Genomic DNA, 23,956 nt, shown 5'->3' with positions numbered 1-23,956 from the left:
TCTTGTCGGATGTGTGGGTTCAATGTAATCTTGCAAACCAATACATGACCAGTACAGTCATTCAGCGCAGTATTGAATCTGTATTGGTTGCGAAGACAGTACACCACCCGGGGCCTTGCCATGCTGATGAAATCCTCCACCCAGTCGCTCACCGAGCAGTTGTCGGCCCGGATCTCGGAGCGCATCCGCAACCGCCTGCTGGCGCCCGGCGCGCGCCTGCCGTCGGTGCGCCAGTGCGCGCAGCAAAACGGGGTGAGCCCGTCTACCGTGGTGGCGGCCTATGACCAGCTGCTGGCGCAGGGGCTGGTGGAGGCGCGCAAGAACCGGGGATTTTTTGTGCGCGAAAGTGGCCGCGCGGCCCATGCTGCCGACGACCAGGACGCCCACCCCGTGGACCCCGGGCTGGAGAGTGCGGCCGCTAACTGGAGCACGGCGCACTGGTTTGCGGCGCGTGCGGCGGGGCGCGCGGGCCCGGGCGTGTCGCCCGTCAACGCCACGGCGCTGATCCGGGGCATGTTCCACAAGATCAGCGACAAGCCCCAGCCCGGCATGGGGGTCTTTCCGCCCGACTGGCTGGAGTCCACCTTCATGCCGGCTGCCGTGCGCAAGGTCACCAACTCACGCGCCCTGCAAGACTTCTCGCTGCAATACGGTGAGCCGCTGGGCGATGCAGGCTTGAGGCGCGTGTTGGCCAAGAAGCTGTCTACGCTCAATGTGCACACGGTGCCCGAGAACATCATCACCACCGTGGGGGCCACCCATGCGCTCGACATCGTGAGCCGCACCTTGCTGCGCCCGGGCGATCCGGTGATGGTGGAGGAGCCCGGCTGGGCGGTGGAGTTTGCGCGCCTGGCCGCCCTGGGCATGCACATCTTGCCCGTGCCGCGCCGCGCCGATGGCCCGGATCTGGAGGTGATGGCGCGCTACTGCGAGGTGCACAAGCCCAAGCTCTACGTGAGCGTGAGCGTGTTCCATAACCCCACAGGCTATTGCCTCACGCCGGGCAGCGCCCACCGCGTGCTGCAGCTGGCCAACCAGCACAACTTCCATGTGGTGGAGGACGACACCTACAGCCATATTGCGCCCGAGCACGCCACGCGCCTCACTGCGCTGGATGGCCTGCAGCGCACCATCTACGTGAGCGGCTTCGCCAAGATCCTCGCGCCCAACTGGCGCATCGGCTTCATGGCCGCACCGCCCGCGCTGGTGGAGCAGTTGCTCGACACCAAGCTGCTGGCCACTTTGACCACACCCGCGCTGCTGGAAAAAGCCCTGGCCTTGTGCATCGAGCAGGGCCAGCTGCGCCGCCACGCCGAACGCATTCGCACCCGGCTGGATGCGGCGCGCGCGCGCAGCGTGAAGCTGGCGCTGGGGGCGGGCTGCACCTTTGCGGCCGAGCCGGTGGGCTTGTTTGGCTGGGTGGAGACCGGGGTGGACACCGATGCGCTGTCCCAGCGCATGCTGGACGAGGGCTACCTGCTGGCGCCCGGTGCGCTGTTCCATGCGGAGCGCAAACCCAGCACCCTCATGCGTATCAACTTCGCGACGACGCAGGAGGCGGCGTTCTGGAAGACCTTTGCACGGGTGCGCGACGAGCAGGCCCGGTGAGTCGCCGAGAGCGGCCCCGTCGTGTGAAGCGGGCGTCTCATTGGGTCAACGGGAGGCACCCTCCTTGGCGCAGTCTCGCAGGCGCACAGTTGCTCGGCAGGGCTTATTTTCTTTCCACTTCCAGATCAGACAACACCCGTAGCAGCGCGCGATTGACCTCTTCGAGGTCCATCTCGAAGGTCTCGCACAGCTGGCGGATGGCGCTGGCGTCGTCCGTTTCCAGCGCGCAGGCCATCTGCAGGCCGCCGGTGTAGGGGCCGGTGCGCAGCACGGTGGCGTCGTAGATGCGTTCGGACAGGGGCAGGCGCTTGAGGATGGTGCCGAGGGGCTCGCCCAGCAGCTCATCGAGCTGGGAGAGCAGGCCGCACAGGTAGATCTCGCGGCGCAGGTCGTTCTCGATGCCTGCATCCAGCAGCCGTGCCGTGAGCTGGGCGCGCATCACCATGGCTTCGCGCACGGGCTGCATGTTGGCGTCGGTGCTGGCATGGGGCAGCTGGTCGGAAAGCCAGCGCTTGATGGAGCTGTAGCCCATCATCACCAGACCCCGGCGCAGCGAATCGATGCCCGTGCGCAGGCCGAGGGCGGCTGAGTTGGTGTACACCATGAAGCGGTAGGCGAGCAGCGGGTCCTCGCCCATGATGTCTTCAAACGTCTCCAGCGACTGCTCGTCGTCGATGGCCTTCATGAGCTTGAAGATCACCGCGTGTGACGGCTGCTGCGGGTGGTGGCGCAGGCTGTAGAGCACGTCCTCGGTCGGCCAGCCGGCCAGGGCCATCGCGTTGCCCTGGTCCAGGCAGTGTTCCATGAGGGCCCGGCTGGCAATGTTTTCGTACATCTGGCCAGCCAGCACCGGGCTGGGAGCCCGCTTGGCCGCCGGTGGGGGCGCAGCGGCTGCGGCGCTGCCCGGGCGGGGTGGTGTGGTCTGCAATGCGGCCACGGCGTCTTCGGGGCGCAGTGTCAGCAGGCTGTTGTCAAAGCAGCGGGCTATTTCGGGTTCGGGCAACTTGTCCATGTCGCCACGCCACACCAGGCGCAGCCCGCGCTGGTGCGCGGCCTTCACGCGGTCATAAATGGCCGAGTCCGACAGCCACTCGCCGCGCACCTCGATCCATGGCGCGGCACGCGGAGCGTTTTCGAGCAGGTCGCACAGCAGCTGGCGGGTCCGCGCCGAGATCAGCAGCGGCGGCGAGCTGGCCGACCACAGCTCCTGTAGCGTGCGCAGCAGGTGGCCGCCATCGACGGTGGCCGAGGCCTCGTTGTGGGCGTACAGCTGGATGCCTGCGAGTTTGCGGGCTCGGTTCCACAGAGGGCGGTAGCCCAGGATCAGGCTACCTAGGACGGATTGGACCATGTGCTCTCAGGCAAAAAACGGGGCCGGCCAGCACGCGCGGGATGGGAGTCGCCGCGTACACCAGCCGGTGCTGCCGCCTGGAGGCACCGGGTACGCCGGACGCCACGCCCGAACACCCCTGCCGCGCAGGCTGCTAGCCAATAAAGTTGAACAGCGACAACTTCTGAACCTGCGCGTAGGACTTGAGTGCAGCCTCATACCCCACCTGCTGGTTCTGGAAGTCGGAAATGCCCTTGATCATATCGAGATCCTCTGCCCGCGAACGGTCGCCTTCCAGCTGGATGGAACGCTTGTCCTGGTCGCCGGTGATGCGGTCTGCGCGGTTGAGCAGCTCGCCAGCGTAGCTGCGCATGTTGTGTACGCGTTCCAGTCCGATGTCGATGTTGGCCAGGGCCTGTCCCACGGCCTGGATCGCACCGTTGTTGTTGGGAGCGTTGCGAATGCCATTGATGGCGCTGTCCAGCGTGCTGAACATGCTCGCGCTGGGTTGCAGGGTGACGGTATCCCCGTTGGCCGGGTTGCCCTTGATGTCGAAGGAAAGCCCCGGAATACCGGGAACTGAAATGGTGACCGGCTTGTCGGTCGGGTAGTCTGGCACCACCACCGGGGCGGAGACAGCACCTGTGGTGGTGTTGGTGATGGTGTACGTCGCGGTGCTGGTGCCCGTGGTGGCGCCGGGACCGACGGCGCTGAAGGTGATGGTGTAGTTGTCACCCGTCACCAACGCTTTGTTGGTGGGCGTGATGGCGGTCGTGGTGAGTTGTCGGCCTACCGGAATGCTGCTGACCCCGGCGGTGTAAACACCGTCACGGTTGGGGTCGAACATGAAGGCAGAATCGCCGTCGAGTGCTCCGGGAACCGTCACGCCGTTGCTCGCCGTCTGACCCGGCAAGCCCTGGAAGATGTAGTCGGGCGAGCTGCTCAGAGGCCCCAGGAACGGCGCCAGCGCGCTGCCCAAGGCACTCAGCAAGGGAATGCCGTTGGTGTCTTTTCGGTTGGCCACTTCGACCAGTTGTTCCCGCAAACCCTGGAGCTGGTTGGCCACTGTGGCCCGGTCGTTGGGGGTCATGCTGGCGTCGCCCGCACTGACCACCAGCTCCCGAAAGTTCTGGATCAGATTCACTGCGTCGCCCAAGGAGGATTCGCCTTGCGCAATGGCATTGCGCTGGGTTTCCAATGCACGCTGCTCGGTCTGGATGCGCGACAGGCGGTTGAGGGCTCGCTCAGCCTGGGCTGCCGACACCGGGTCGTCACTGGCGCGCACCACGCGTTTGCCCGAGGTCAGGTTTTCCTGCAGCGTGGTCAGGCTCGTCTGGCGCGCGCCCAGGTTGCGCAGCGCGTTGTCATACATGTTGGCCGTGCCGACGCGGTAGATGTTTGTGCTCATGTCGAACTCCTCACGCTAGGGGCTCCGTTCATCGGCCCAGGCCCTGGATCAGCGAATCAAAAATGTTCTGCGCAATCTGGATCATCTTGGCCGAGGCCTGGTAGGCCTGCTGGTATTGGATCAGCTTGGCGGCCTCTTCGTCCAGGTTCACCCCCGACACCGCCGTACGGTCGCGCTCCAGGTTGGCGGCGATGGTGGAGGACAGCTGTTCTGCAAACTTGGCGCTCTGGGTGCGCGTGCCCACCTGGGCGATGGCACTGGCGTAGCCGTCGCTCAGGGTCGATTCGTCGAACATCTTGACGTCGCGCAGCCCCATCAGGGCATTGGCGTTGCCTGCATTGCGCGTGTAGGCGTCGCCGTACTGCGGGTCCAGGGCATTGCCGATCACGACGGTGTCGCCGGTCTTGGGGGTGCCTTGCAGCGTGATCTCCCATCCGTTGATGGAGATGGGTTGCCCCGAGGTGTAGGCCTGCGCGGTGGCCAGCGACGTAGGGGGCGCGGTCCCGCGGTCGAGCACGTCGTAGGTGGTGGGTGGGCCGGCATTGAACTGCAGCTGGATGCCCCCCAGGATGGGCGGGACAGCTGTCGGGTTGGCGTTTGTCGGCAGTACCAGCCCCGGTGGGTTGGGCAGGCCTGTGGCCTTGAGGTTGCCCAGCTGCATGGTGCCGCCGTTGGCCGTGCCCATGGCCGCGTTGATGGGGTTGGCGGCGGCCAGGTCGCGTGGCGAATACACCAGCGCCTGGATATTGTTGGCAGCCGTGCTGAACGGCTTGAACAGCATGCGCTCGCCGGGGTTGCCGGGCGTGGTGAGGTTGAAGTTGAGCCCGTCGATCTGCAGCGTGGCCAGGTTGGCGGCGTCGGTGAACGGGGTCGATTTGCCGTCGGACAGACGCACCACCTGGCCGGCCGTGCCGGTGGTAAAGCGGATCTCGTAGTCCGAGGCTTCAAACTGCGTGGGACCCGTGAACGACACCGTGCCCACGCCTGCGCCGTTGGTATAGCCCGGCATGCTGGTGGGCAAGGCGAACAGGTCCTTGCCTGGCACGCCGTCCAGCGTCAGGCCCAGGTTCTGCTGGTCGTTCATCGTCATGCCGATGGCCAGCGCCATGCGGCCCAGCAGATTGCGCCCTTCGCTCAGGTCCGTGTTCTGAAAGCGCAGCAGTCCCGAGACGGTGCCACCACCCAGCACGTTCTCGTCGAGTTCAACGGGGGTGGCGCCAGGGCGGTTGAAAAACAGCTTGGACTGGCCGCTGCCAGGGAACGCGGTTGCATCTCCCAGCGACAGGCTGGTGGCCGTGCTGCCCAGCACCAAGGGCTGGCTCCCCGCAACGAACAAACCTACGGTGCCGTCATCTGCCGGGATCTGGGTGGTCTGCACGTACTGGTTAATGTCGCGGATGATCTGGTCGCGTTGGTCCAGCAGGTCGTTGGGGCTCTGGCCATTGCCGGTGGCACGGGCGATTTGCTCATTGATCGCCGCCATCTGCGTGGCCAGGCTGTTGATGGCGGTCACGCTGCTCTGCAGCTGTTCCTTGACGGTGTATTCGATCTCGTTGATCCGGTCGCTGGCGGTGCGCATGCGTGCGGCCGTTTCGTCCAGCCGCGTGAGAACCACCGTGCGTGCCGTGATGTCGGTGGGGCTGCTGACCACGTCAGAGAACGCGTTCATCATGTCGTTGATGGCGGCACCCAGGCCCTGGGTGCCGCCGCTGAACACTTCCTGCAACTGGCTCAGGCGCTGGGCGCGGATGGCGTCGGCCGCCTGGGTCGATCCAGCCGCGGCCGACTGGCGCGTGAGCAGCTCGCTCTGGTTGCGCAAGATGGTCTGCACATCCACGCCCTGGCCGATGTAGCCACCACCCGTGAACTGGCCCTGGACAGTCTGCAGCACCACTGTCTGGCGCGAATAGCCGGGTGTATTGACGTTGGCAATGTTGTGGCCTGCCGTCTGCAAGGCCACCTGGTTGGCCAGCAGGGCGCGGGCGCCGACGTTGAGCAGACTCATGACTTACCTCGGTTCTTCTCGTCCATCACGCCTGGGCGCGCTGTACACGCAGCGCGCTGTTGATAGCGCCGCTGAGCTTCTTGGCGTACTCCGGGTCGGTGGCGTAACCGGCCTTTTGCAGCTCGGCCGCGTAGGCCACGGCAGAGCCCGTCTTGGCGGTGGCCTGGGCTTTTTCGTAGCGCGGGTTGTCGGTGATGAGCTTGGCGTAGTCGCGGAACGAGTCCTCGTACGAGTCGTACGCGCGGAACTTGGCTACCACCTTGCGCGGAGTGCCGTTGATGTATTCGGTGGTCGTGATCTCGGCCACCTTGCCGGTCCAGCCCTTGCCGGCCTTGATGCCGAACAGGTTGAACGAGTTGCCGCCGTTGGCAGTCTTGATCTCGCTCTTGCCCCAGCCGGTTTCATGCCCTGCCTGACCCAGCATGAAGCTGGCGGGAATGCCGCTTTCCTGCGCCACGCGCTCGGCGGTGCCGCTGAGGTGCTGCACAAAGCCTTCCCGGCCCTTGGGCACCGGCAGGGTGGTATCGACGGACGAGGTGTTGGCGGAAGCCGCCGACCGGTTCTGTGCCTGCGGCAGGCTGAGCGTGGACGGTACCGAGAAGTTGGTGTCTGCACCGCCCATCTGGCGCGAAAGCTGGCGGGCGATGGCTTCTGATAGACCGCCCTGCAGGCCCGACATGTTGACCGACAACTGCTGGTCCAGCATGTCCTGGCCCAGGTTGGCCTGCTCGCCTTCCATGAGGCCGGACTTCATCGTGGCGTCGCGCATGCTCTTGATGAGTTCGCGCATGAACAGCGATTCAAACTGCTTGGCCGCCTCGCGCGTGACCTGTGCGCTGTTGGCGGTGCCCGCTTCGTACTTGAGGGAGTTGAGCGAGCGGATATCGACCGCCAGCGCGTTCGACGGGCTGGTGGTGCTGGACGAGGGCAGGGTCAGGGCCATGGTCGCTCCCGGTGGATGGCGCGCGCAGCGGCAGCAGGGCGGGCCATGTCAGATCACCTCCAGCTCGGCGTTGAGCGCGCCGGCGGCCTTGATGGCCTGCAGGATGGCCAGCAGGTCTCCGGGCGTGGCGCCCAGCGTGTTGAGGGCCTTGACCACGTCGGCCAGCTGCGGCGACGCGGGCATCTGGATCACGTTGCCCGGTTCCTGGTTGATGGTGATGTCGCTCTTTTGCGTGACCACCGTCTGCCCTTGCGAGAGCGGGTTGGGCTGGCTGATGACGGGTGTGCTGCTGATGGTGATCGACAGGTTGCCGTGGGCGATGGCGCATGGCCCCAGCGTGACCGCCTGGTTGAGCACCACCGAGCCCGTGCGGGCGTTGATGACGACCTTGGCCGAGGGGGTGGAGGTTTCGAGCGGCAGCTCCTCCAAGTCGGCAATGAAGCCCACGCGGGCGCCGGGGTCGATGGGCGCGCGCACCTGCACCGTGCGGCCGTCCAGCGCGGTGGCCAGGCCGTTGCCCAGCTTGGCGTTGATCACCTGCGCCACGCGGCGGGCAGTCTGGAAGTCCGAGGCGTTCAGGCCCAGGTTGATGGTGTCGCCTTCGTTCAGGGGGGTGGGCACGGCCCGCTCCACCTGCGCACCCAGCGGGATGCGGCCGGCGCTCAGGTGGTTGATCTGCACCTTACTGCCACCGGACGATGCGCCTGCACCGCCCACCACCATGTTGCCCTGGGCCAGCGCATAGATCTCGCCGTCCGCTCCACGCAGCGGTGTGACGATGAGTGTGCCGCCCTTGAGCGACTTGGCGTTGCCCATGGACGAAACGTTCACGTCGATTTGCTGGCCGGGCTGGGCAAAGGCGGGCAACTGCGCCGTGACGATCACCGCCGCCACGTTCTTGAGCTGCAGCTGCGACGCCGTGCCGGGGGGCAGGCTGATGCCCATCTGCTGCAGGTAGTTGGACATGGCCTGCGTGGTGTAGGGCATCTGCGTGGTCTGGTCGCCCGTGCCGTCCAGCCCCACGACCAGGCCGTAGCCCGTCAGCTGGTTGCTGCGTACGCCCTGCACCGCCGCCACTTCCTTGATGCGCAAGGCCTGTGCAGGCGTTGCCAGACCTGCGGCCGCCAGGGCCAGCAGCAGCCACAGCGCGCGCACCGTGCGGGTCAGGGGGGAGTGGGACGAGGCTTTCATGGCATCCATTGTGGTGGGCCATGGCCAGAACTAAAACCCAAAAAGAAGCGGGTTCACCGGCTTATTGGCTGGGTCCTTAGCCGCGTTGGTAAGGGGGCGCAGGCACGGCCTGTGAGCGGTCTGGCGAGCAGTTTTTGAAAAAAACGGGCTCTCTTCCGTTTCGGGTGGAACACTACAGTTCAAATAAATCCATTGACACCCCCTGAACAGGAGCCCTCCCGATGCAAGAAGCGTTGTTCTGCCAAGCGTTGGGGCTGGCCGCGCCCTGGGCTGTGGAGCGTGTTGCACTGGACGTCGAGCGCAGCCGCATCGACCTGTACGTGGTCTGGCAATCCGGCAGTGCAGCCTGTCCCGTTTGCGCCGCAGCTGACCAGAGACTGCATGACCACCGCCAGCGTAGCTGGCGGCATCTGGATTTCTTTCAGTTTGAAGCCTACGTGCACTGCGCTCTGCCTCGGGTGTCGTGCAGCGCCTGCGGCTCTACGAGCCAGCTGAGTGTTCCCTGGGCGCGAGAGGGCAGCCGCTTCACGCTCATGTTCGAGGCGCTGGCTCTGACGCTGGCCCGTGAGATGCCGGTGGCCGCGTGTGCGCGCATCCTGCGCTGCGCGGACAACGCCTTGTGGCGCCAGATCGATGCCCATGTTGGCTTGGCGCGCGCCAAGGAGAGCTACGCGGGTGTGGCGGTCATTGGTATCGATGAGACCAGTTGCGCCAAAGGCCATAGCTATATCACCCTGGTGCACGATCTAGAGCGAGCGCGACTGATCTACGCCACATCCGGCAAGGATGCCAGCACGGTTCAGAGATTTACCGAGGACTTCAAGAGCCACCAAGGCAAGGCCGAAGCCATCCAAGTGGTGTGCATGGACATGTCCAAGGCCTTCATCGCAGGAGCTGGCCAGCACTTGCCCCAAGCGGCCATTGCCTTTGATGGATTCCATGTGGTGCAACTGGCCAACCGGGCCGTGGACGCAGTGCGGCGGGATGAGGCCCGGGGCGAGCGCTGGCTCAAGAAGACGCGTTGGTGCTGGCTCAAGGACAAAGCCAAGTGGACGGACAAAGAGCAGGCAAAGATGGATTGGCTGCCCCGCACCCGATTGAAGACCGCCAGGGCGTGGCGGATGAAGGAGGCGCTGCGGGACATCTACCGCAGTGCGCTCGCTCAGACTCAGGCTGCACAAAGCGAGCTGGCAATCAAAAAGTGGCTGCGATGGGCACAGCGCAGCCGCTTGCGGCCCTTCACTGATCTGGCCAAGACCATCCAGCAGCACTGGGCGGGAATACTCCAGGCGTTTGATGCCTCTCACCTGCACACCGGCTATGTGGAGGCGGTGAACTCACTGCTGCAAGCAGCCAAGGCCAAGGCGCGTGGTTATGGCACCACCGATCACTTCATCGCCATGGCGTTCCTGATCGCGGGAAAGCTCACTCACCTGCCGGGCTGTCCTTTGCAAAAAGCAAGGGCCTGACCATGGCTCTGGTGGGGAATGTGGCTTTCCACCCGAAATGGAAGAGAGCCAAAAAACGGCTTGAGGCGCTAGTGCAATATGCGCCAATAGCTATCAAATTCGTAGTGAATCGAGCAGCCCCCATCCTTCCGTCAGATACCGGAAGGACTGGAGGTATGGGCGCACTGGGCGCACTCAGGGCGCCCGGGCGGGTCAGAACGGCGTGACGGTGTTGAAGAACCGGCCCAGCCAGCCCATGGCCTGGGCTTCGTTCTGTGCGCCGCGTCCGCGCGATTCGACGCGCACGTTGGCCACCTGGGTCGAGTTCACGATGCTGCCGGGCTGCAGCGCGCGCGGGTCCACCGTGCCCGAAAAACGCAGCACATCCACGTTCTGGTTCACGCCGATCTGCTTCTCGCCAGTGATGACCAGGTGCCCGTTGGGCAGCACATCCACCACCGTGGCGGTGATGGAGCCGGTGAAGGTGTTGGCGCTTTCGGTGCCGCCCTTGCCGGAGAACGCATTGCCCGAATTCGCGCCTACGCCCAGCTTGTCGGTGAAGGTCTTGCTGGTGAAGGGCAGGGCCGTCACGCCAGCAGAGACTTCGGAGGTGCGGTCCACGGTGGACGACGACTTCTGGCTGGCCGTCACGTTTTCCACGATCTGGATGGTCACGTTGTCGCCCACCAGGCGCGCGCGACGGTCCTCAAACGCGGGGCGGTAGCTGGCGTTGTGGAACAGTCCACCCGTCACCGGGGGCGGGGTGCGCGGTGCAGCGGCCAGCGGGGGCGGGGTGGTGGGCAGGATGTCCACCGGAGGGGGGGGCGACAGGGTGGCACAACCAGCGCACAGCAGTGCTGCGCCCAGGGCGGGAACGCCCGCGCGCAGCGAGCCAAGTGCCTGCAGCAGGCGAAGGGAGCGTGTGAAAGTGCGCATGGCGAAGATCCTGGGCAAAAGCGCGGGGCGTGTTCCGGTCACAGCTGGGCGAGCTTGGCCAGCATCTGGTCCGAGGTCTGGATGGCCTTGGAATTCATCTCGTAGGCGCGCTGGGTCTGGATCATGGTGACCAGCTCTTCCACCACGTTGACGTTGGAGGCTTCCAGAAACCCTTGCTTGATGATGCCCAGGCCGTTCGTGCCGGGGGTGCCTTGCTGGGGCTGGCCGGACGCGGCGGATTCCTTGAAGAGGTTCTGTCCGATCGGCTCCAGGCCGGCCGGGTTGATGAAGCTGGCCATGGCCAGGTTGCCCACGGTCTGCGGCTGTGTGTTGCCCGGCACCGTGACCGCCACGGCACCTTCGGCGCTGATGGTGAGGCTGGTGGCGTTGGCCGGAATGGTGATGCCGTTGACCACAGGCAGCCCGCTGGATGTGACCATGCGGCCCTGGGCATCGACCTGGAACGAGCCGTCGCGGGTGTAGCCAACGGTGCCATCGGGCATGGTCACTTCAAAGAAGCCGTTGCCGTTGATGGCGACATCCAGGTTGTTCTTGGACTCCTGCAGGCTGCCCTGCATGAAGTTACGGCTGGTGGCTACGGTGCGCACGCCCAGGCCCAGGTGCAGGCCGGTGGGCAGCTGGTTCTGCTCGGTGGTGTTGGCGCCCACCTGGCGCAGGTTTTGGTAGATCAGGTCTTCGAACACCGCGTTGTTGCGCTTGTAGCCGGTGGTGGAGACGTTGGCCAGGTTGTGCGAGATGACGTCGAGCTGGGTCTGCTGGGCAGACATGCCGGTCTTGGCGATCCAGAGGGAGTTGATCATGGTGCTTCCTTTTGGCGGGTGCGTGCAGGGTGGGGCAGCGGCATCAGCCGTTCATGCTCAGCAACTGGCTGGCGGTCTTGTCGTTGGTTTCGGCGGTCTGCAGCAGCTTCATCTGCTGCTCGAACTGGCGCGATGCAGCGATCATCCCGACCATGCATTCGACCGGGTTCACGTTCGAGCCCTCCAGCGCGCCCGACAGCATGCGGGCGTTGGCGTCGTTGGGCATGGGGTCGCCCGAGGTGGTGCGAAACAGCCCGTCGTCGCCGCGTTTGAGCGGGTCTTCGGGCGTGGGCGTGGCCAGCTTGAGGCGGCCAATGGCCTGGGCGGGCTGGCCCGGAATCTTGGAAGTCACGGTGCCGTCTGACCCGAGCGATACATCGGCTCCGGGTGGCACGTCGATGGGCGCGCCGCCGTCCGACAGCACGGGCAGTCCGGTCGGTGTGAGCAGCTGGCCCGTGGCCGACACTTCAAAGCTGCCGGCGCGGGTGTAGGCCTCGGTGCCATCCAGTCCCTGCACCGCAAACCAGGCATTGCCTGCGGCCATCGCGTCGAGGTTGCGGCCGGTGCGCTGCACGGGGCCGGGGGTGTTGACGTAGCCCGAGGTGGCCTCCAGCGCAAACACGCGCGTCTTGGCGCCGTCGCCCTGCAGCGGCACCGAGCGGAAGGTGGACATCTCGGCGCGGAACCCGCCGGTGGACACATTGGCGAGGTTGTTGGACAGCACCGCCTGCCGGTGGGCAGCGGCGTTGGCGCCTGTCATCGAGGTGTAGATGATGCGGTCCATGGGGGCTCTCCGGGGTCCTGTGCGGGTTCAGTATGGGGCGGTCAGCCGATCAGCGCAGGTTCACCAGGGTGGACATCACCTGGTCTTGCGTCTTGATGGTCTGTGCGTTGGCCTGGTAAGCGCGCTGGGCGGTCATCATGTTCACCAGCTCGGCGGTGAGGTCCACGTTGGAGTCTTCCAGGGCGCCCGAGCGCAGCGAACCAAAGCTGCCGTCGGTGGCCGTACCGACCACGGGCTGGCCCGACTCGAACGTGGCCACCCAGTTGTTGCTGCCCACCGATGCCAGGCCCTGCGTGTTGCGGAAGCTCGACAGTGCGAGCTGGCCCTCGGCACGCGTCACGCCGTTCGAGTAACGGGTCATGATCATCCCGTTGTTCTCGATGTTGATGCCGGTCAGCTCGCCCGAGGTGTAGCCGTCCTGGCTCAGGTTGGACACCGCGAACTTGGTGCCGAACTGGGTCACCTTGTCCAGGCTCACTTCCACGGTGTACGCAGGCAGGTTGTTGGGGTTGGGCGGCGTGGGGTTGACGGTGAGTGGCAGCGAAAAACCGGTGGCGGGTGGTGTGGCCACCGGGCCGGTGATGGCGCCGTTGTTGTCAAACGTGATCTGGCCGATGGGCGTGGCCACCACGGGCGGAACGGCCGTGGGGTCGTCCAGCGCGTCGTACACGTCCCAGGTGTTGTCGGTGGCGGTCTTCTGGAAGTACAGGCTCACTGGCTTGGCCACACCTTGGCTGTCGAACACGTTGATCGATGTGCCATAGGTGGCGCGTGGCGTGGCCGGGATGGGGGGCGTGGCCGTGGGGTCGCCAGCTGCATCGGTGGCGCGGGCGTCCAGGTTGAAGGCGGCTGTGATCTTGGTGGTCTGCTTGGCGGGGATCGGCTCGGCTGTCGGGAACACCATGGGAATGGGGTCGGTGCCCGTGCGCAGGCCCGTGACCGGGTCCACCGGGAAGCCCATCACCTTGGCGTTGTCGTTGGTGATCATGTTGCCTTCCTTGTCCAGCTTGAAGTTGCCGGAGCGGGTGTAGGCGGCGGTGCCATCGGGTAGCGTGAGGGTGAAGAACCCGTTGCCGTTGATGGCCACGTCCAGGCTGTTGCCGGTGATGGTCAGGTTGCCCTGCGTGAATTGCTGCGCCACGGCCGCCACTTCCACGCCAATACCTGCGTTGGAGCCGCCCGCAGAGCCAATGGCCGAAGCCACCATCTCTGCAAACTCCGCCCGCGAGGCCTTGAATCCGACGGTGTTGGAGTTGGCAATGTTGTGCCCGATGACATCGAGGTTCTTGCTGGCGGCGTTCAGGCCGGACAGGCCCTGCTGAAAACTCATGGTGTTCTCCTGTTGACGCGATACGAAGCGGGCTGGTGTTACACCAAGGCCTTGATCTGGCTGTAGTTGATGGTTTTGCCGTTGGACAGGCTCAGCACCAGTTGTCCGTCTTCGGCACCTGCGGCGGTGACCTTGGACAGGCTCAACGGGGTGGAGTCCAGCTTGGTGGAGCCGTTGACGGCCGTCACGCGGAACTGCAGTGCATCGGTGGAGCCGGTGTACTTGCTGGCATCCCAGTCAAAGGCATGGCGGCCTGCGGCCTTGGCGCCCAGGTCGATGGTGTCCACCACCTGGCCGCCTGCAGTCGTGACCTCGATCTTCACGTTGGTAGCCGCCGAGCCCAGCTCGAAGCCACCCTTGCCCGTCTTGTCCGCCACCGCGAGGCTGGAGCCTTCGGTCAGCACACTGCGGCCCACCAGGGCCGTGCCCTGCATGACTTGCAGCGAGTTGAACTGCGACGCCATGCTCTGCATGGTCTGGTTCAGTTGCTGGATGCCGGTCACCGTGTTGATCTGCGCGATCTGCGAAGTCATCTGGGCGTTGTCCAGGGGGTTCATCGGGTCTTGATTGTTCAACTGCGCCACCAGCAGCTTCAGGAAGCGGTCCTGCGCGGCCGAAGGGTCGCTGGCCGCGTTGGCTTTGGTGGACGCGTCTGTGGTGGTCGTGACGGCGTTGGTGGCACTGAGAATCATGGTGGGGTCTCCCGGGAATTACTGGCCCATCTGCAGGGTCTTGAGGAGCAGCGACTTGGCCGTGTTCATGACCTCGACGTTGTTCTGGTACGAGCGCGAGGCGGAGATCATGTTGACCATCTCTTCCACGGCATTGACGTTGGAGTGGGTCACGTAGCCCTCGGCGTCTGCTGAGGGGTGGCTGGGATCGTGCACGCGGCGGCCTGGCACATTGCTTTCGCTGATGCCGCTGACCTTGACGCCCGCAGAGCTGTCGGCGCCCATCGGCGCTGTCTGGAACACCACCTGGCGTGCCTTATAGGCCTGACCGTCGGGACCGGCCACAGCATCCACGTTGGCTAGGTTGCTGGCCACCACGTTGAGCCGCTGCGACTGCGCACTGATGGCGCTGCCGGACACATTGAAGATCGAGAACATGGACATGGGGTGGCTCGCTTTCTGCGCTGCTGGGCTGCGTGGTTATTGGCCCTGAATGGCGCTGAGCATGGTTTTGGCGTTGCCGTTGATGAACCGGAGCGTGGCTTCGTAGCGCACGGCGTTGTCCACGAAGTTGGCACGCTCGCGGTCCAGGTCCACCGAGTTGTTGTCCAGGCTGGGCTGCGTCTGCACGGCGTAGCCGAGAGCGCCTTGCCGGTCGATGCTGGTGCTGGAATTCACGGTGGGGAGCGGAATGTGGTGCGGATCGGTGGTGCCTGCGGTTCCGTACGAGCCGCTGGTGGCCAGCCGCGTGACAGCTGCGCCGGGCGTGCCGGTGGCCGAAGAGGTCACGCCTGTGGCCTCGCGCAGCGCATCGCCAAACTTGAAGTCCCGAGCCACATAGCCCGGCGTGTCGGCGTTGGCAATGTTGCTGGCGATGGCGCGCTGGCGTTCACCGCGCAGCACCAGGGCGTTGCCGTGAAAATTCAGCTGGTTGGTCATCTTGTCAAGCATGTGTGCCTCACACCGTCGGTTGCAAAGTCGCCAGCCCAAGGGGCCTTTTTGGCGTGGTTCGATTATGGAAACCGCGCCTTTTTTCTAAAGCGCGAAGAAGTGGCAAATGGATGCGCAGTTCCGGGTTTTGCGTTCAAGGCGCGTGCCTATAGTTCCAGGGGTGAAATGGCCTCTGCCTTCCTCTGCGCACTGTGCGCGGGCAGTCTGGCCCGTCGATGCCCAAGGAGGCCCACATGTCCACCCCTTCCCTTTTGATGCATGCCCGCCACGGCGCTGTACTGCACGGCGCGACCCGATCGCCCCTGGTGGCCCGTGCCCGCGCTGTACTGCGCATGCTGTGCTTGGTTGGTGGCGTGGCTGGGGCTCTGCTGGGTACTGCCGGTGTCGCTCACGCCCAGTCGGCGGCGGACCCTGCGGCAGACCTTGGCCCGCTCACCCAGCGCTGGCTGGACGATGCTTTGGCTCGCAACCAGTCCTCCGCACTGCCGCTGCGCATGGAAGTGAGTGTTGGCTCACTGGATTCGCGCCTGCGGCTGGCGCCCTGCGCGCGCGTTGAACCTTATCTCCCTGTGGGTGCTCGCCTGTGGGGCCGTACACGCCTGGGGCTGCGCTGTGTGGAAGGCGCGACCGCATGGAATGTGTTTTTACCCGTCACCATCAAAGCGTTTGGGCCCGCCTGGGTGCTGACGAACAATGTGGCGCCGGGCGCAGTATTGACTGCCAACGACGCCACCGAGGCCGAGGTGGATTGGGCGGCCGATGCCTCCCCCGTCCTGGCCAACCCCGACCTGTGGGTGGGTCAGACCGCCGCCCGGCAACTGGTGGCGGGCCAGGCGGTGCGCCAGGCCATGGTGCGGGCCCCGCTGCTGTTCAAGGCGGGTGCGCAGGTCAAGGTGGTGGCCCAGGGGCCCGGCTATGCAGTCAGCTCGGCGGGACAGGCGTTGACGGCGGGCTCGGCTGGACAGACTGTGCGCGTACGCATGGAGAATGGACGTATCGTGAGCGGAACTGTGAACGATTCTGGGACGGTGGACGTCACTCTGTGATGACGCCCCGGTAATAAATGGCTAAAGTCCGGGCCAAATGGGTCGAAAACATTGCTACTGATGCCCTACATCCAACGGGGTGGTGGAGAGAGCGATGAAGATAGGTCAAACACCGGAACTGCCGGGCGGGTTGCCGCCAACGGGGCTTGCCAAGCAAGCCAAGGCTCCCGCCAGCCCTGCGGAAGGAGCCACGAAGGACGCATTGGTTGCGTCATCCGCCGGTGTGCCCGTCACGGTGTCCACCGCAGCCCGTGCGCTCAGCCCCGCCACCCGCAGCACGGCCGATTTTGATGCGGGCAAGGTCAAGGCCGTGCGCGCTGCCATCGAGAAGGGTGAATTTTCGGTCGACGCGGAAGCCATTGCCGACAAACTGCTGTCCAATGCCCAGGAGATCCTGTCCCGCTCCCGGGGCTGATCTGCGTTTTGTTAGAGGGCGCAATCCATCGCACAATGCGCCATGACTCTGGAAGAATCTCTCTCAGCTGTTGAACAGCGGATCGAACAAGTCTCCGCCGCACTTCTCGCGGCAGATCCCCTCTCTCTGGAAAAACACAGTACGGCCTTGCGCGATGCAGCGGCCGATTTCTCGCGTGCGCTCGAACAAGCCGCTGCGCGTGGCATGCCGCTACCGGCTTCGCTACAGAAGCGTGTGGATGCCATCCGCACCATGCTGACTTTGCACCGTGACAGCCTGGCCCGGTTGGCCGCCGTCACCGACCGCCAGGCCGCGGGCTTGTTGCCTCCGTCCAACGCAGCTTCTACCTACGGGGATGGCCTGGGCGCGCGCGGAGCTGCGCCAGGCGTGGCGCGCATCTACCGCTCTGCGGGCTGAGCACCCAAGACTTTTCTGAGGGAGGGGCGGGCCGGGGCGCAAGAGTGCCCAGCACCCGTCCGATCTGTTGGCGCCGCAGTGCCTTTTGTTGCCCGGCTTGTGGCCCGACGCGCGGGCTCAGTGTGCGCGCATCTTGGCGCGCAGGCGGGCAATAGACTGGCTGTGCAACTGGCACACCCGAGACTCGGTCACACCCAGCACGGCGGCAATTTCCTTGAGGTTCATGTCATGTTCGTAGTACATGCCCATGATGTGCTGCTCGCGCTCCGGCAGGGTCTTGATGGCGTTGACCAGTGACGTCTTGAGCCGCTGATCACGCAGCAACTCCACCGGGTCGGCTGCGCTGTCGGCGACGTGGCGGTCCAGAAACCCGTCCTCGTCGTCGTTGCCATGTGTCATGTCTTCCAGGTACACCAGCTGGGTGCCCCGTACCTTGCCCAGCAGGTTCTGGTAGTCCGCCAGGCTCATGCCCATTTCGCCGGCTATTTCAGACTCCAGCGGGCTGCGGCCCAGCTTTTGTTCCAGCCGGTGCACGGCGTGCTCGATGTCTTTCTGGCTCTTGCGCGAGCTGCGGCTCATCCAGTCACCCTCACGCAGCTCGTCGAGCATGGCGCCCCGGATGCGCTGGGTGGCAAAGGTTTCAAACTGCACGCCCTGTGCCACTTCGTAGCGCGACAGGGCTTCGGCCAGCCCCATCATGCCGACCTGGATCAAGTCATCCAGCTCGACATTGGGAGGCAGCTTGGCGATCATGTGGTGCGCAATTCTCCGCACCAGCGGTACATGCTGGCGGATCATGGCATCGCGATCAAGCTGGCCTTTGGCGGTGTACATAGAGAGGGTGTTATGCACTGGTAGGGCGGGTATGCGATCTTGTTCTGGAGCCGCTTGGGGGTGCCGTCGCCCGATTTTTTTCCGCCTCCATGGGCCAGCAACTTGCCAGACCGTGGGAAGCTTTTCGGGTCAACGTGCGTACGTAGAGGTGCATCACAGGCTCTGGTCAGTGGCTCCGGACAAAATGCGCAGGCATGCCTGTCAAGTTGCTGGGTGTCAGCGCAGCCAGCGCTCCGTTCATGGTGCCCGCATTTTCCAGCAGTTGCAAGGCCAGACGCTGAAGCTCCTGGGGGTTCTGCGTGGCAATGGTGGTGGTGCGGATGGGGCCGCCCAGATGGCGTTCGGCGCAGGCCTGCAGTGTCATCAATTGGGACTGGGCCTTGCGGCGTTCGGCGGCCGTGTTGCTGTGCAGCAAGGCGGCCACCATGCAAGGCAAGCCCGTGTGCAGTGCAATCTGCTTGAGGCTCTTGTAGCTGGTCATCACGCCCGCTGCGCCACTGCCCATGACCACCAGCGGCACCGTGGCCGTGTGGGTGAGCAAGGGCCCCAGGGTGGACGCCGGTGCGTGAATCACCATCAGGCCGTAGGTCCTGAAGTAGGGCAACAGGCTTTCCATGGGGGATCGGGCGGTGTCACCGGCCTTGCGGCTCAGGTGTTGCAGCCCCTTGGCCGCCGGAATCACGGCGAGCGAAGACGCAGTGGCGCCCAGGTTCAGGCTGGCACCGTCATTCCATGTGGCGTGTTGCAGCAGGTGCAGCAGCCCGGGGCTGTCGTCGGACTCTTGTGCTGTACCGTCGAGCACTACCACCGGGTAGCCCAGCCGCTGCAGGCTGGCGCAGATCTGCCACAGCGTTTCGAGACCATTCGCCGTGTTGCCCTGGCTGGCGACCGCCAGCAGCCGCAGCTCCGCCTGCGGGGTGAGGCTGTGCAGGCTGGCGGCCTGGTGAAAACCGAGATCAAGCATCGACCAGCCCTCCCTCCGTCACGGTGTCGGGAGAGTGCGAGAAAAAGAAGTTCAGGTCGGTGGCCTTGGGGTCGAAGGCCGACTTGGCGGGCGACCGCATGGAGGCGCTGATGAGCTGGTGGGCGTTGGCACGCTCCCAGTCCTCGGGCACGCGCTGGCCGTTGGTCACGCCGCGCAGCACCATCTGGTGGCGGATCAGCGCGTCGATGGCGGGGCCCAGCTTCACGGCTTCGTCCACTTTGGACAGGATGGCTTGCTGCGAGCCGTCGGTCTTGAAAGCGGTGAGCACATCATCCAGCGTGTCGCCATGGCAGCCGGCGTTGAGCACCAGCAGGCGGTTGACATGGGGCAGGTCCAGCACGTCCAGCATATCGCGCTTGCGCGGGTCGCGCGGGGCCACGCCGGTGGTGTCGATGAGCACCATCTTCTTGCCAGACAGCAGGCCCAGCAGGTCTTGCAGCGCGGCACGGTCGTGCGCCAGATGCGCCACGATGCCCAGCATGCGGCCATACGTGCGCAGCTGCTCGTGGGCACCCACACGGTAGGTGTCGAGTGTGATCAGGCCCACGCTGCCCGGGCCGTGGATGCGTGCACACATCGCTGCCAGCTTGGCCGTGGTGGTGGTTTTGCCCACGCCGGTCGAGCCCACCATGGCGAATATGCCGCCCTGTTCATACAGCGGGGGATCGGTCTGGTCGGTCTTGAGGTTGCGTTCCAGCACCTCCATCAGCCAGCGGACCGATTCGCCCGCCGACAGGTCTTCGGGCATGCGTTCGAGCACGGCGCGGGCCAGCGACGGGGAGTATCCGGCACGGATCATCTTCAGCATCAGGTTGGACTGGATCGGGTTCTGGCGCGCCTGCCCCAGCCAGGCCAGCGTGTTGAAGCGGTCTTCGATCAGCTCTTTCATCGCGTGCAGCTCGTTCATCACGCTCTGCTGGTTGTTCGACTGGATCAGGTGGGCGCTGGGAGCTTCCTGTCGACGGCGCGGTGGCTCGGGCGGCATGTCCATCGGGATGGTGCGCAGCGGGTTGTGGCGCGCCACCGAGGGCGCGGGCATGCGTTCACGTTCTGGTTCCTGGTCGCGGCTGCGTTCAGACAGTGTCTGGGGTTCCGAGGGACCATTCAGTGCCTCGTGGCGGCGGCGCAGCATGCGTTCGCGCACATAGTCCTGGAACGACAGCGTGCTCATGGCCAGCTGTTCGGTGTCTTCCTCGACCGGGTTGCGGCCCAGGCCCGACGCTGCTGCCGGCTGGCTGGCGCGCTGTGCGGTGCTGCGCGGGGTGCCGGGTGCCAGCAGGGGCGCATTGGACGAAGAGGCGGGGGCACCACCATCCAAGGCCGACAGCGTGTCTTCGGCCGTGGCCACCACTTCCACGCCGTTGGCCGTGGGGCGGTTGGACAGGATCAGCGTGCCGTCGCCAAAGGCCATGCGCGCCTTGGCCAGAGCCTCCCGGGAGGTGGGGGCGGTAAAGCGTTTGATGTTCATGCTGATGCACCTTTAAGGATCGGCCCAATACGGATGGTGTGGGTCTCTGGAATTTCACTGTGTGCCAGCACCTGCAGGCGGGGCGCCACGCGGCGCACCAGACGGGAGATGGCATTGCGGATCTGGTCGGGAACCAGCAGGCAGGCGGGCAGGCCCATCTCTTCCTGCTTGAGGGCCACTTCGGCGGCCTTCTGTGTGAGGATGTCGGCCACACCGGGGTCGAGCGCAGGGCCCGCCGTGTTGCCCAGGGCCTGCACCAGAAGGCGCTCCAGGCCGGGTTCGATGGCGATGACGTTGAGCTCGCGGGTGGGACCGTAAATCTGCTGAACGATGGCGGGCGAGAGCGCAATGCGCACGCGGCGGGCCAGCTCGACGGGGTCGGAGACCGCACCGGCATGCTCGGCCAGCGTCTCGATGATGGTGCGGATGTCGCGGATGTGCACAGACTCTTCCAGCAGCAGCTGGAGGACCTTCTGGAACGTTGCGATGGAGACCATTTTCGGGACCACTTCTTCGATGAGCTTGGGAGCCAGCTTGGCCACGTGCTCCACCAGCTGCTGCGTTTCGGTGCGGCTGAGGAGCTTGGCGGCTTGCACTTGCATCAAGTGTGACAAATGGGTGGCCATCACGGTTTCGGAATCAACGACGGTAAAACCCGCCATTTGTGCGGCTTCCTTCTGCCGATCGTCGATCCAGTGTGCTGGCAGGCCAAAGGCGGGGTCGGTGGTGGCCGTGCCGATCAAGGGCGTGGTGATGCCGCCGGGGTTGATCGCCAGGAACATGCCGGGGAAGGCTTCGCCTTCGCCCACCACCACACCACGCAGCGTGATGCGGTAGCCGCTGGGTTTCAGTTCGAGGTTGTCGCGCACGTGCACTGCCGGGGGGAGGAAGCCCACTTCCTGCGCAAACTTGCGGCGCACGCCCTTGATGCGGGTGAGCAGGTCGCCCTGGCGGCTCTTGTCCACCAGGCTGATCAGGCGGTAGCCCAGCTCCAGGCCCAGCAGGTCCACGGGTTGCAGGTCGTCCCAGGTGGCTTCGCCGTCGGTGACCGGTGGCGGAGGGGCCTCGACGACGGGCGGTACCTTCTGGCGCTCGTACATCATCCAGGCGCCATACCCCAGCAGGCCGCCCATGGTCAGGAACACCACATGCGGCATGCCAGGAATCAGGCCCAGCAGGATCAAGATGCCGGCCGTGACACCCAGCACGCGCGGCGACATGAACAGCTGCTGCACGATCTGGCGGCCCATGTCGTGGTCCTTGCCCACGCGGGAGATCACCATGGCGGCGGCCACCGAGATCAGCAGGCCCGGAATCTGCGCCACCAGCGCATCGCCAATGGCCAGCAGGATGTAGCTGTCGGCCGCCTGCTTGGCCGACAGGTCGTGCTGCAACACGCCAATCGTGAAGCCGCCAATGATGTTGATGAGCAGAATCAGAATGCCCGCCACGGCGTCTCCGCGCACGAACTTGGAGGCACCGTCCATGGAACCGAAGAAGTTGGCTTCTTCCGCCACTTCGGCGCGGCGGCGCTTGGCTTCCTTCTCGTCGATCAGGCCGGCGTTCAGGTCGGCATCCACCGCCATCTGTTTGCCCGGCATGGCGTCCAGCGTGAAGCGGGCCGACACTTCGGCAATGCGCTCCGCACCCTTGGTGATCACCACGAAGTTGATCACCACGAGGATCGCAAACACGATCAGACCAACCGCGAAGTTGCCGCCGATCAGGAAGTGGCCGAAGGCCTCGATCACCGCACCGGCAGCACCCGGGCCCTGGTGGCCTTCGAGCAGCACCACGCGCGTGGAGGCCACGTTCAGCGACAGGCGCATCAGGGTGGTCAGCAGCAGCACCGAAGGGAAGGCTGCGAAGTCCAGGGGGCGCAGCATGTAGGCCGCGACCATCATCACCATCAGCGCAACGGCGATGTTGAGCGTGAAGAAGGCATCCAGCAGCCACGGCGGGATGGGCAGCACCATCAACGCCAGAATCGCCACCACCAGCAGGGGGGCCGACAGGCCCTGCAGGGCGCTGGCGTTGGTGCCCGCCCATTGCTGCAAAGACTTTACGGAGGTGTTCATACGGCAGCACCTTGCACCGTGGTGCGGTTCAGCGGATCGAGTTCAGGCGGCACAAAAGGCTCCACCAGGCTGTCGGGCATGCGGCCTTCGCCACGCAGCGCGGCCTTGAGGCGGTACACATACGCCAGCACCTGGGCCACGGCGGTGTAGAGCGTGGCGGGGATGGCCTGGTCCAGCTCTGCATGGGCATACAGCGCGCGGGCCAGCATGGGCGACTGCAGCACGGGCACGTTGTGCTCCCGGGCCACATCGCGGATCTTCATGGCGATGAGGTCGGTGCCGCGCGAGATCACCTGGGGCGCACTCATGGTCTTCTCGTCGTACTTGAGGGCCACCGCATAGTGGGTCGGGTTCATCACCACAAAATCGGCCTTGGGCACGGCGCTCACGCTGGCGCGGTCGGCGATTTCGCGCTGCTTCTGGCGGATGCGGCCCTTGATGTGGGGGTTGCCGTCCGACTCCTTGTGCTCCTGCTTGACTTCCTCGTGCGACATCTTCAGCCGCTCTTTGAAGAAGAACGCCTGCAAAGGCACGTCCACCAAAGCGGCCAGAAACACGACCAGCAACAACAGGCTCATGCCCGAAGTCAGCCAGTCGGCAATCTGGCGAAGGGCCATGGGTGAGGGTTGCAGCACCAGCATGGCAACGGTTTCGATGCTGTTGCCCAGGAACTTCCAGGCCACATAGGTCAGGATGGCCGTCATCAGCACCATCTTGGCCACGTTGGCCATCTGCTGCTTGGAAAACAGGTTGGCCAGCCCCGAGATCGGGTTGAGGCGGCTGAACTGGGGGGTGATGGGCTTGGCGCTGAGGATCCAGCCGCCCGCTCCGATGGCGCTGATCAGGGCCGCCGCGCTGGTCAGCGTGGCGAACACTGTGCTCGCGATCACGCCCACGATGACCATGTCCTGCAGCCGCGACAGCATGGTGCCCGGCGCCATCACCGTGGCCGCATTGAACGCCAGCTGCTGGCTCATGGCCCACTGCATGCGGTCCATCAGCTGCGGGGCCAGCAGCAGCATGCATACGGCGCCCGCGCCCAGAATGGCCAGGTGCGACAGGTCGCGCGAGCGTGCCCCTTGGCCGTCTTCGCGCGCTTTTTGCAGCTTGCGCTCTGACGCGGGGAGGCTTTTTTCTTGGCTGGATTCCATGATGGCATGACGGCTGGGGTCATGCCATTGTCGTGAGCGACCTGGAAATCTAAAGGTGGATAAGGGGGCTGCCGCCCCCTCTTTTCGGTGAGGCCCGGGGTGTTTTCAGTCGCGGGCGGGCGTCTGCCCGCTACGG

22 protein-coding genes are annotated in these 23,956 nt (G+C 65.1%); 5 read left to right on the top strand and 17 right to left on the bottom strand.

The genetic code is table 11. The annotated features are described in order from the left end of the window. Nucleotides 1-120 precede the first annotated feature (120 nt). Nucleotides 121-1,608 (top strand): PLP-dependent aminotransferase family protein, encoded by a 1,488-nt coding sequence (locus tag ACOYR4_RS20445; protein WP_309828685.1) that lies wholly within the window; start codon nucleotides 121-123, stop codon nucleotides 1,606-1,608. A gap of 103 nt (nucleotides 1,609-1,711) precedes the next feature. Here ACOYR4_RS20445 and ACOYR4_RS20440 read toward each other — a convergent pair whose 3' ends face one another. From ACOYR4_RS20440 to ACOYR4_RS20420, 5 genes are all read right to left on the bottom strand, one after another. Further along, the gene (locus ACOYR4_RS20440) at nucleotides 1,712-2,959 is read right to left on the bottom strand and encodes an HDOD domain-containing protein (protein ID WP_422847864.1); all 1,248 of its coding nucleotides are present in this window, start codon (nucleotides 2,957-2,959) and stop codon (nucleotides 1,712-1,714) included. 133 nt (nucleotides 2,960-3,092) lie between these two features. Further along, nucleotides 3,093-4,346: a flagellar hook-associated protein FlgL gene (gene flgL / locus ACOYR4_RS20435; RefSeq protein ID WP_260668669.1), complete on the bottom strand. Its 1,254-nt coding sequence runs from the start codon at nucleotides 4,344-4,346 to the stop codon at nucleotides 3,093-3,095. 28 nt (nucleotides 4,347-4,374) lie between these two features. Continuing rightward, on the bottom strand, nucleotides 4,375-6,351 hold the full coding sequence (gene flgK / locus ACOYR4_RS20430) for a flagellar hook-associated protein FlgK (protein WP_422847863.1): 1,977 nt from the start codon (nucleotides 6,349-6,351) through the stop codon (nucleotides 4,375-4,377). A gap of 25 nt (nucleotides 6,352-6,376) precedes the next feature. Further along, entirely contained in the window at nucleotides 6,377-7,294 is a 918-nt protein-coding gene (flgJ, locus tag ACOYR4_RS20425) for a flagellar assembly peptidoglycan hydrolase FlgJ (RefSeq protein ID WP_209820600.1), read from the bottom strand. Between the two features lie 48 nt (nucleotides 7,295-7,342). Beyond that, a complete protein-coding gene (locus ACOYR4_RS20420; protein WP_422847862.1) occupies nucleotides 7,343-8,485 on the bottom strand; it encodes a flagellar basal body P-ring protein FlgI in 1,143 nt (380 codons plus the stop codon). A 221-nt stretch (nucleotides 8,486-8,706) separates the two neighbouring features. On the opposite strand from ACOYR4_RS20420, the gene ACOYR4_RS20415 reads away from it, so the two are divergent. Beyond that, nucleotides 8,707-9,954: an ISL3 family transposase gene (locus ACOYR4_RS20415; RefSeq protein ID WP_422847186.1), complete on the top strand. Its 1,248-nt coding sequence runs from the start codon at nucleotides 8,707-8,709 to the stop codon at nucleotides 9,952-9,954. Nucleotides 9,955-10,146: 192 nt separating this feature from the next. Here the strand turns inward: ACOYR4_RS20415 and ACOYR4_RS20410 are convergent, their stop codons facing one another. Genes ACOYR4_RS20410 through flgB form a run of 7 tightly spaced genes read right to left on the bottom strand, consistent with a single transcriptional unit; the run spans nucleotide 10,147 to nucleotide 15,426 of the window. Next, nucleotides 10,147-10,869 carry a flagellar basal body L-ring protein FlgH gene (locus tag ACOYR4_RS20410; RefSeq protein ID WP_238990898.1) on the bottom strand — a complete coding sequence of 241 codons (723 nt, stop codon included), beginning with the start codon at nucleotides 10,867-10,869 and terminating at the stop codon, nucleotides 10,147-10,149. 38 nt (nucleotides 10,870-10,907) lie between these two features. Continuing rightward, complete coding sequence (flgG, locus tag ACOYR4_RS20405) at nucleotides 10,908-11,690, bottom strand: flagellar basal-body rod protein FlgG (protein ID WP_422847861.1); 783 nt, start codon at nucleotides 11,688-11,690, stop codon at nucleotides 10,908-10,910. A gap of 43 nt (nucleotides 11,691-11,733) precedes the next feature. Continuing rightward, complete coding sequence (flgF, locus tag ACOYR4_RS20400; RefSeq protein WP_015015835.1) at nucleotides 11,734-12,474, bottom strand: flagellar basal-body rod protein FlgF; 741 nt, start codon at nucleotides 12,472-12,474, stop codon at nucleotides 11,734-11,736. Between the two features lie 49 nt (nucleotides 12,475-12,523). Further along, nucleotides 12,524-13,804 (bottom strand): flagellar hook protein FlgE, encoded by a 1,281-nt coding sequence (gene flgE, locus ACOYR4_RS20395; protein WP_116748071.1) that lies wholly within the window; start codon nucleotides 13,802-13,804, stop codon nucleotides 12,524-12,526. A gap of 38 nt (nucleotides 13,805-13,842) precedes the next feature. Then, entirely contained in the window at nucleotides 13,843-14,496 is a 654-nt protein-coding gene (locus ACOYR4_RS20390) for a flagellar hook assembly protein FlgD (protein ID WP_209820602.1), read from the bottom strand. An 18-nt stretch (nucleotides 14,497-14,514) separates the two neighbouring features. Then, nucleotides 14,515-14,919 carry a flagellar basal body rod protein FlgC gene (gene flgC, locus ACOYR4_RS20385; RefSeq protein ID WP_015015832.1) on the bottom strand — a complete coding sequence of 135 codons (405 nt, stop codon included), beginning with the start codon at nucleotides 14,917-14,919 and terminating at the stop codon, nucleotides 14,515-14,517. Between the two features lie 36 nt (nucleotides 14,920-14,955). Next, entirely contained in the window at nucleotides 14,956-15,426 is a 471-nt protein-coding gene (flgB, locus tag ACOYR4_RS20380; RefSeq protein ID WP_060987142.1) for a flagellar basal body rod protein FlgB, read from the bottom strand. A gap of 332 nt (nucleotides 15,427-15,758) precedes the next feature. Here flgB and flgA point away from each other — a divergent pair, with 332 nt between their 5' ends. The 3 genes from flgA to ACOYR4_RS20365 all read left to right on the top strand — a co-directional run bounded on the left by flgA (nucleotide 15,759) and on the right by ACOYR4_RS20365 (nucleotide 17,304). After that, nucleotides 15,759-16,472, top strand: coding sequence for a flagellar basal body P-ring formation chaperone FlgA (flgA, locus tag ACOYR4_RS20375; RefSeq protein ID WP_060987147.1), 714 nt, complete (start codon nucleotides 15,759-15,761; stop codon nucleotides 16,470-16,472). 94 nt (nucleotides 16,473-16,566) lie between these two features. After that, nucleotides 16,567-16,887, top strand: a complete 321-nt coding sequence (gene flgM, locus ACOYR4_RS20370) for a flagellar biosynthesis anti-sigma factor FlgM (RefSeq protein WP_422847860.1) — start codon at nucleotides 16,567-16,569, stop codon at nucleotides 16,885-16,887. Nucleotides 16,888-16,929: 42 nt separating this feature from the next. After that, nucleotides 16,930-17,304, top strand: a complete 375-nt coding sequence (locus ACOYR4_RS20365; RefSeq protein WP_422847859.1) for a hypothetical protein — start codon at nucleotides 16,930-16,932, stop codon at nucleotides 17,302-17,304. A 117-nt stretch (nucleotides 17,305-17,421) separates the two neighbouring features. Here ACOYR4_RS20365 and ACOYR4_RS20360 read toward each other — a convergent pair whose 3' ends face one another. From ACOYR4_RS20360 to ACOYR4_RS20340, 5 genes are all read right to left on the bottom strand, one after another. Next, entirely contained in the window at nucleotides 17,422-18,138 is a 717-nt protein-coding gene (locus tag ACOYR4_RS20360) for an RNA polymerase sigma factor FliA (protein ID WP_015015827.1), read from the bottom strand. A 166-nt stretch (nucleotides 18,139-18,304) separates the two neighbouring features. Then, nucleotides 18,305-19,102 (bottom strand): hypothetical protein, encoded by a 798-nt coding sequence (locus ACOYR4_RS20355; protein WP_422847858.1) that lies wholly within the window; start codon nucleotides 19,100-19,102, stop codon nucleotides 18,305-18,307. After that, on the bottom strand, nucleotides 19,095-20,591 hold the full coding sequence (gene flhF / locus ACOYR4_RS20350; protein ID WP_422847857.1) for a flagellar biosynthesis protein FlhF: 1,497 nt from the start codon (nucleotides 20,589-20,591) through the stop codon (nucleotides 19,095-19,097). The genes ACOYR4_RS20355 and flhF overlap by 8 nt, the downstream gene beginning before the upstream one ends. Beyond that, on the bottom strand, nucleotides 20,588-22,669 hold the full coding sequence (gene flhA / locus ACOYR4_RS20345) for a flagellar biosynthesis protein FlhA (protein WP_015015824.1): 2,082 nt from the start codon (nucleotides 22,667-22,669) through the stop codon (nucleotides 20,588-20,590). The genes flhF and flhA overlap by 4 nt, the downstream gene beginning before the upstream one ends. Then, nucleotides 22,666-23,820 carry an EscU/YscU/HrcU family type III secretion system export apparatus switch protein gene (locus tag ACOYR4_RS20340; RefSeq protein WP_422847856.1) on the bottom strand — a complete coding sequence of 385 codons (1,155 nt, stop codon included), beginning with the start codon at nucleotides 23,818-23,820 and terminating at the stop codon, nucleotides 22,666-22,668. The genes flhA and ACOYR4_RS20340 overlap by 4 nt, the downstream gene beginning before the upstream one ends. Between the last annotated feature and the right edge of the window lie 136 nt (nucleotides 23,821-23,956).

This window comes from Acidovorax sp. M14 (assembly GCF_049331375.1).
Lineage (GTDB): Bacteria > Pseudomonadota > Gammaproteobacteria > Burkholderiales > Burkholderiaceae_C > Acidovorax.
Note: the sequence above shows the minus strand (reverse complement) of the source record. Positions and strands in the feature narration are given on the sequence as shown.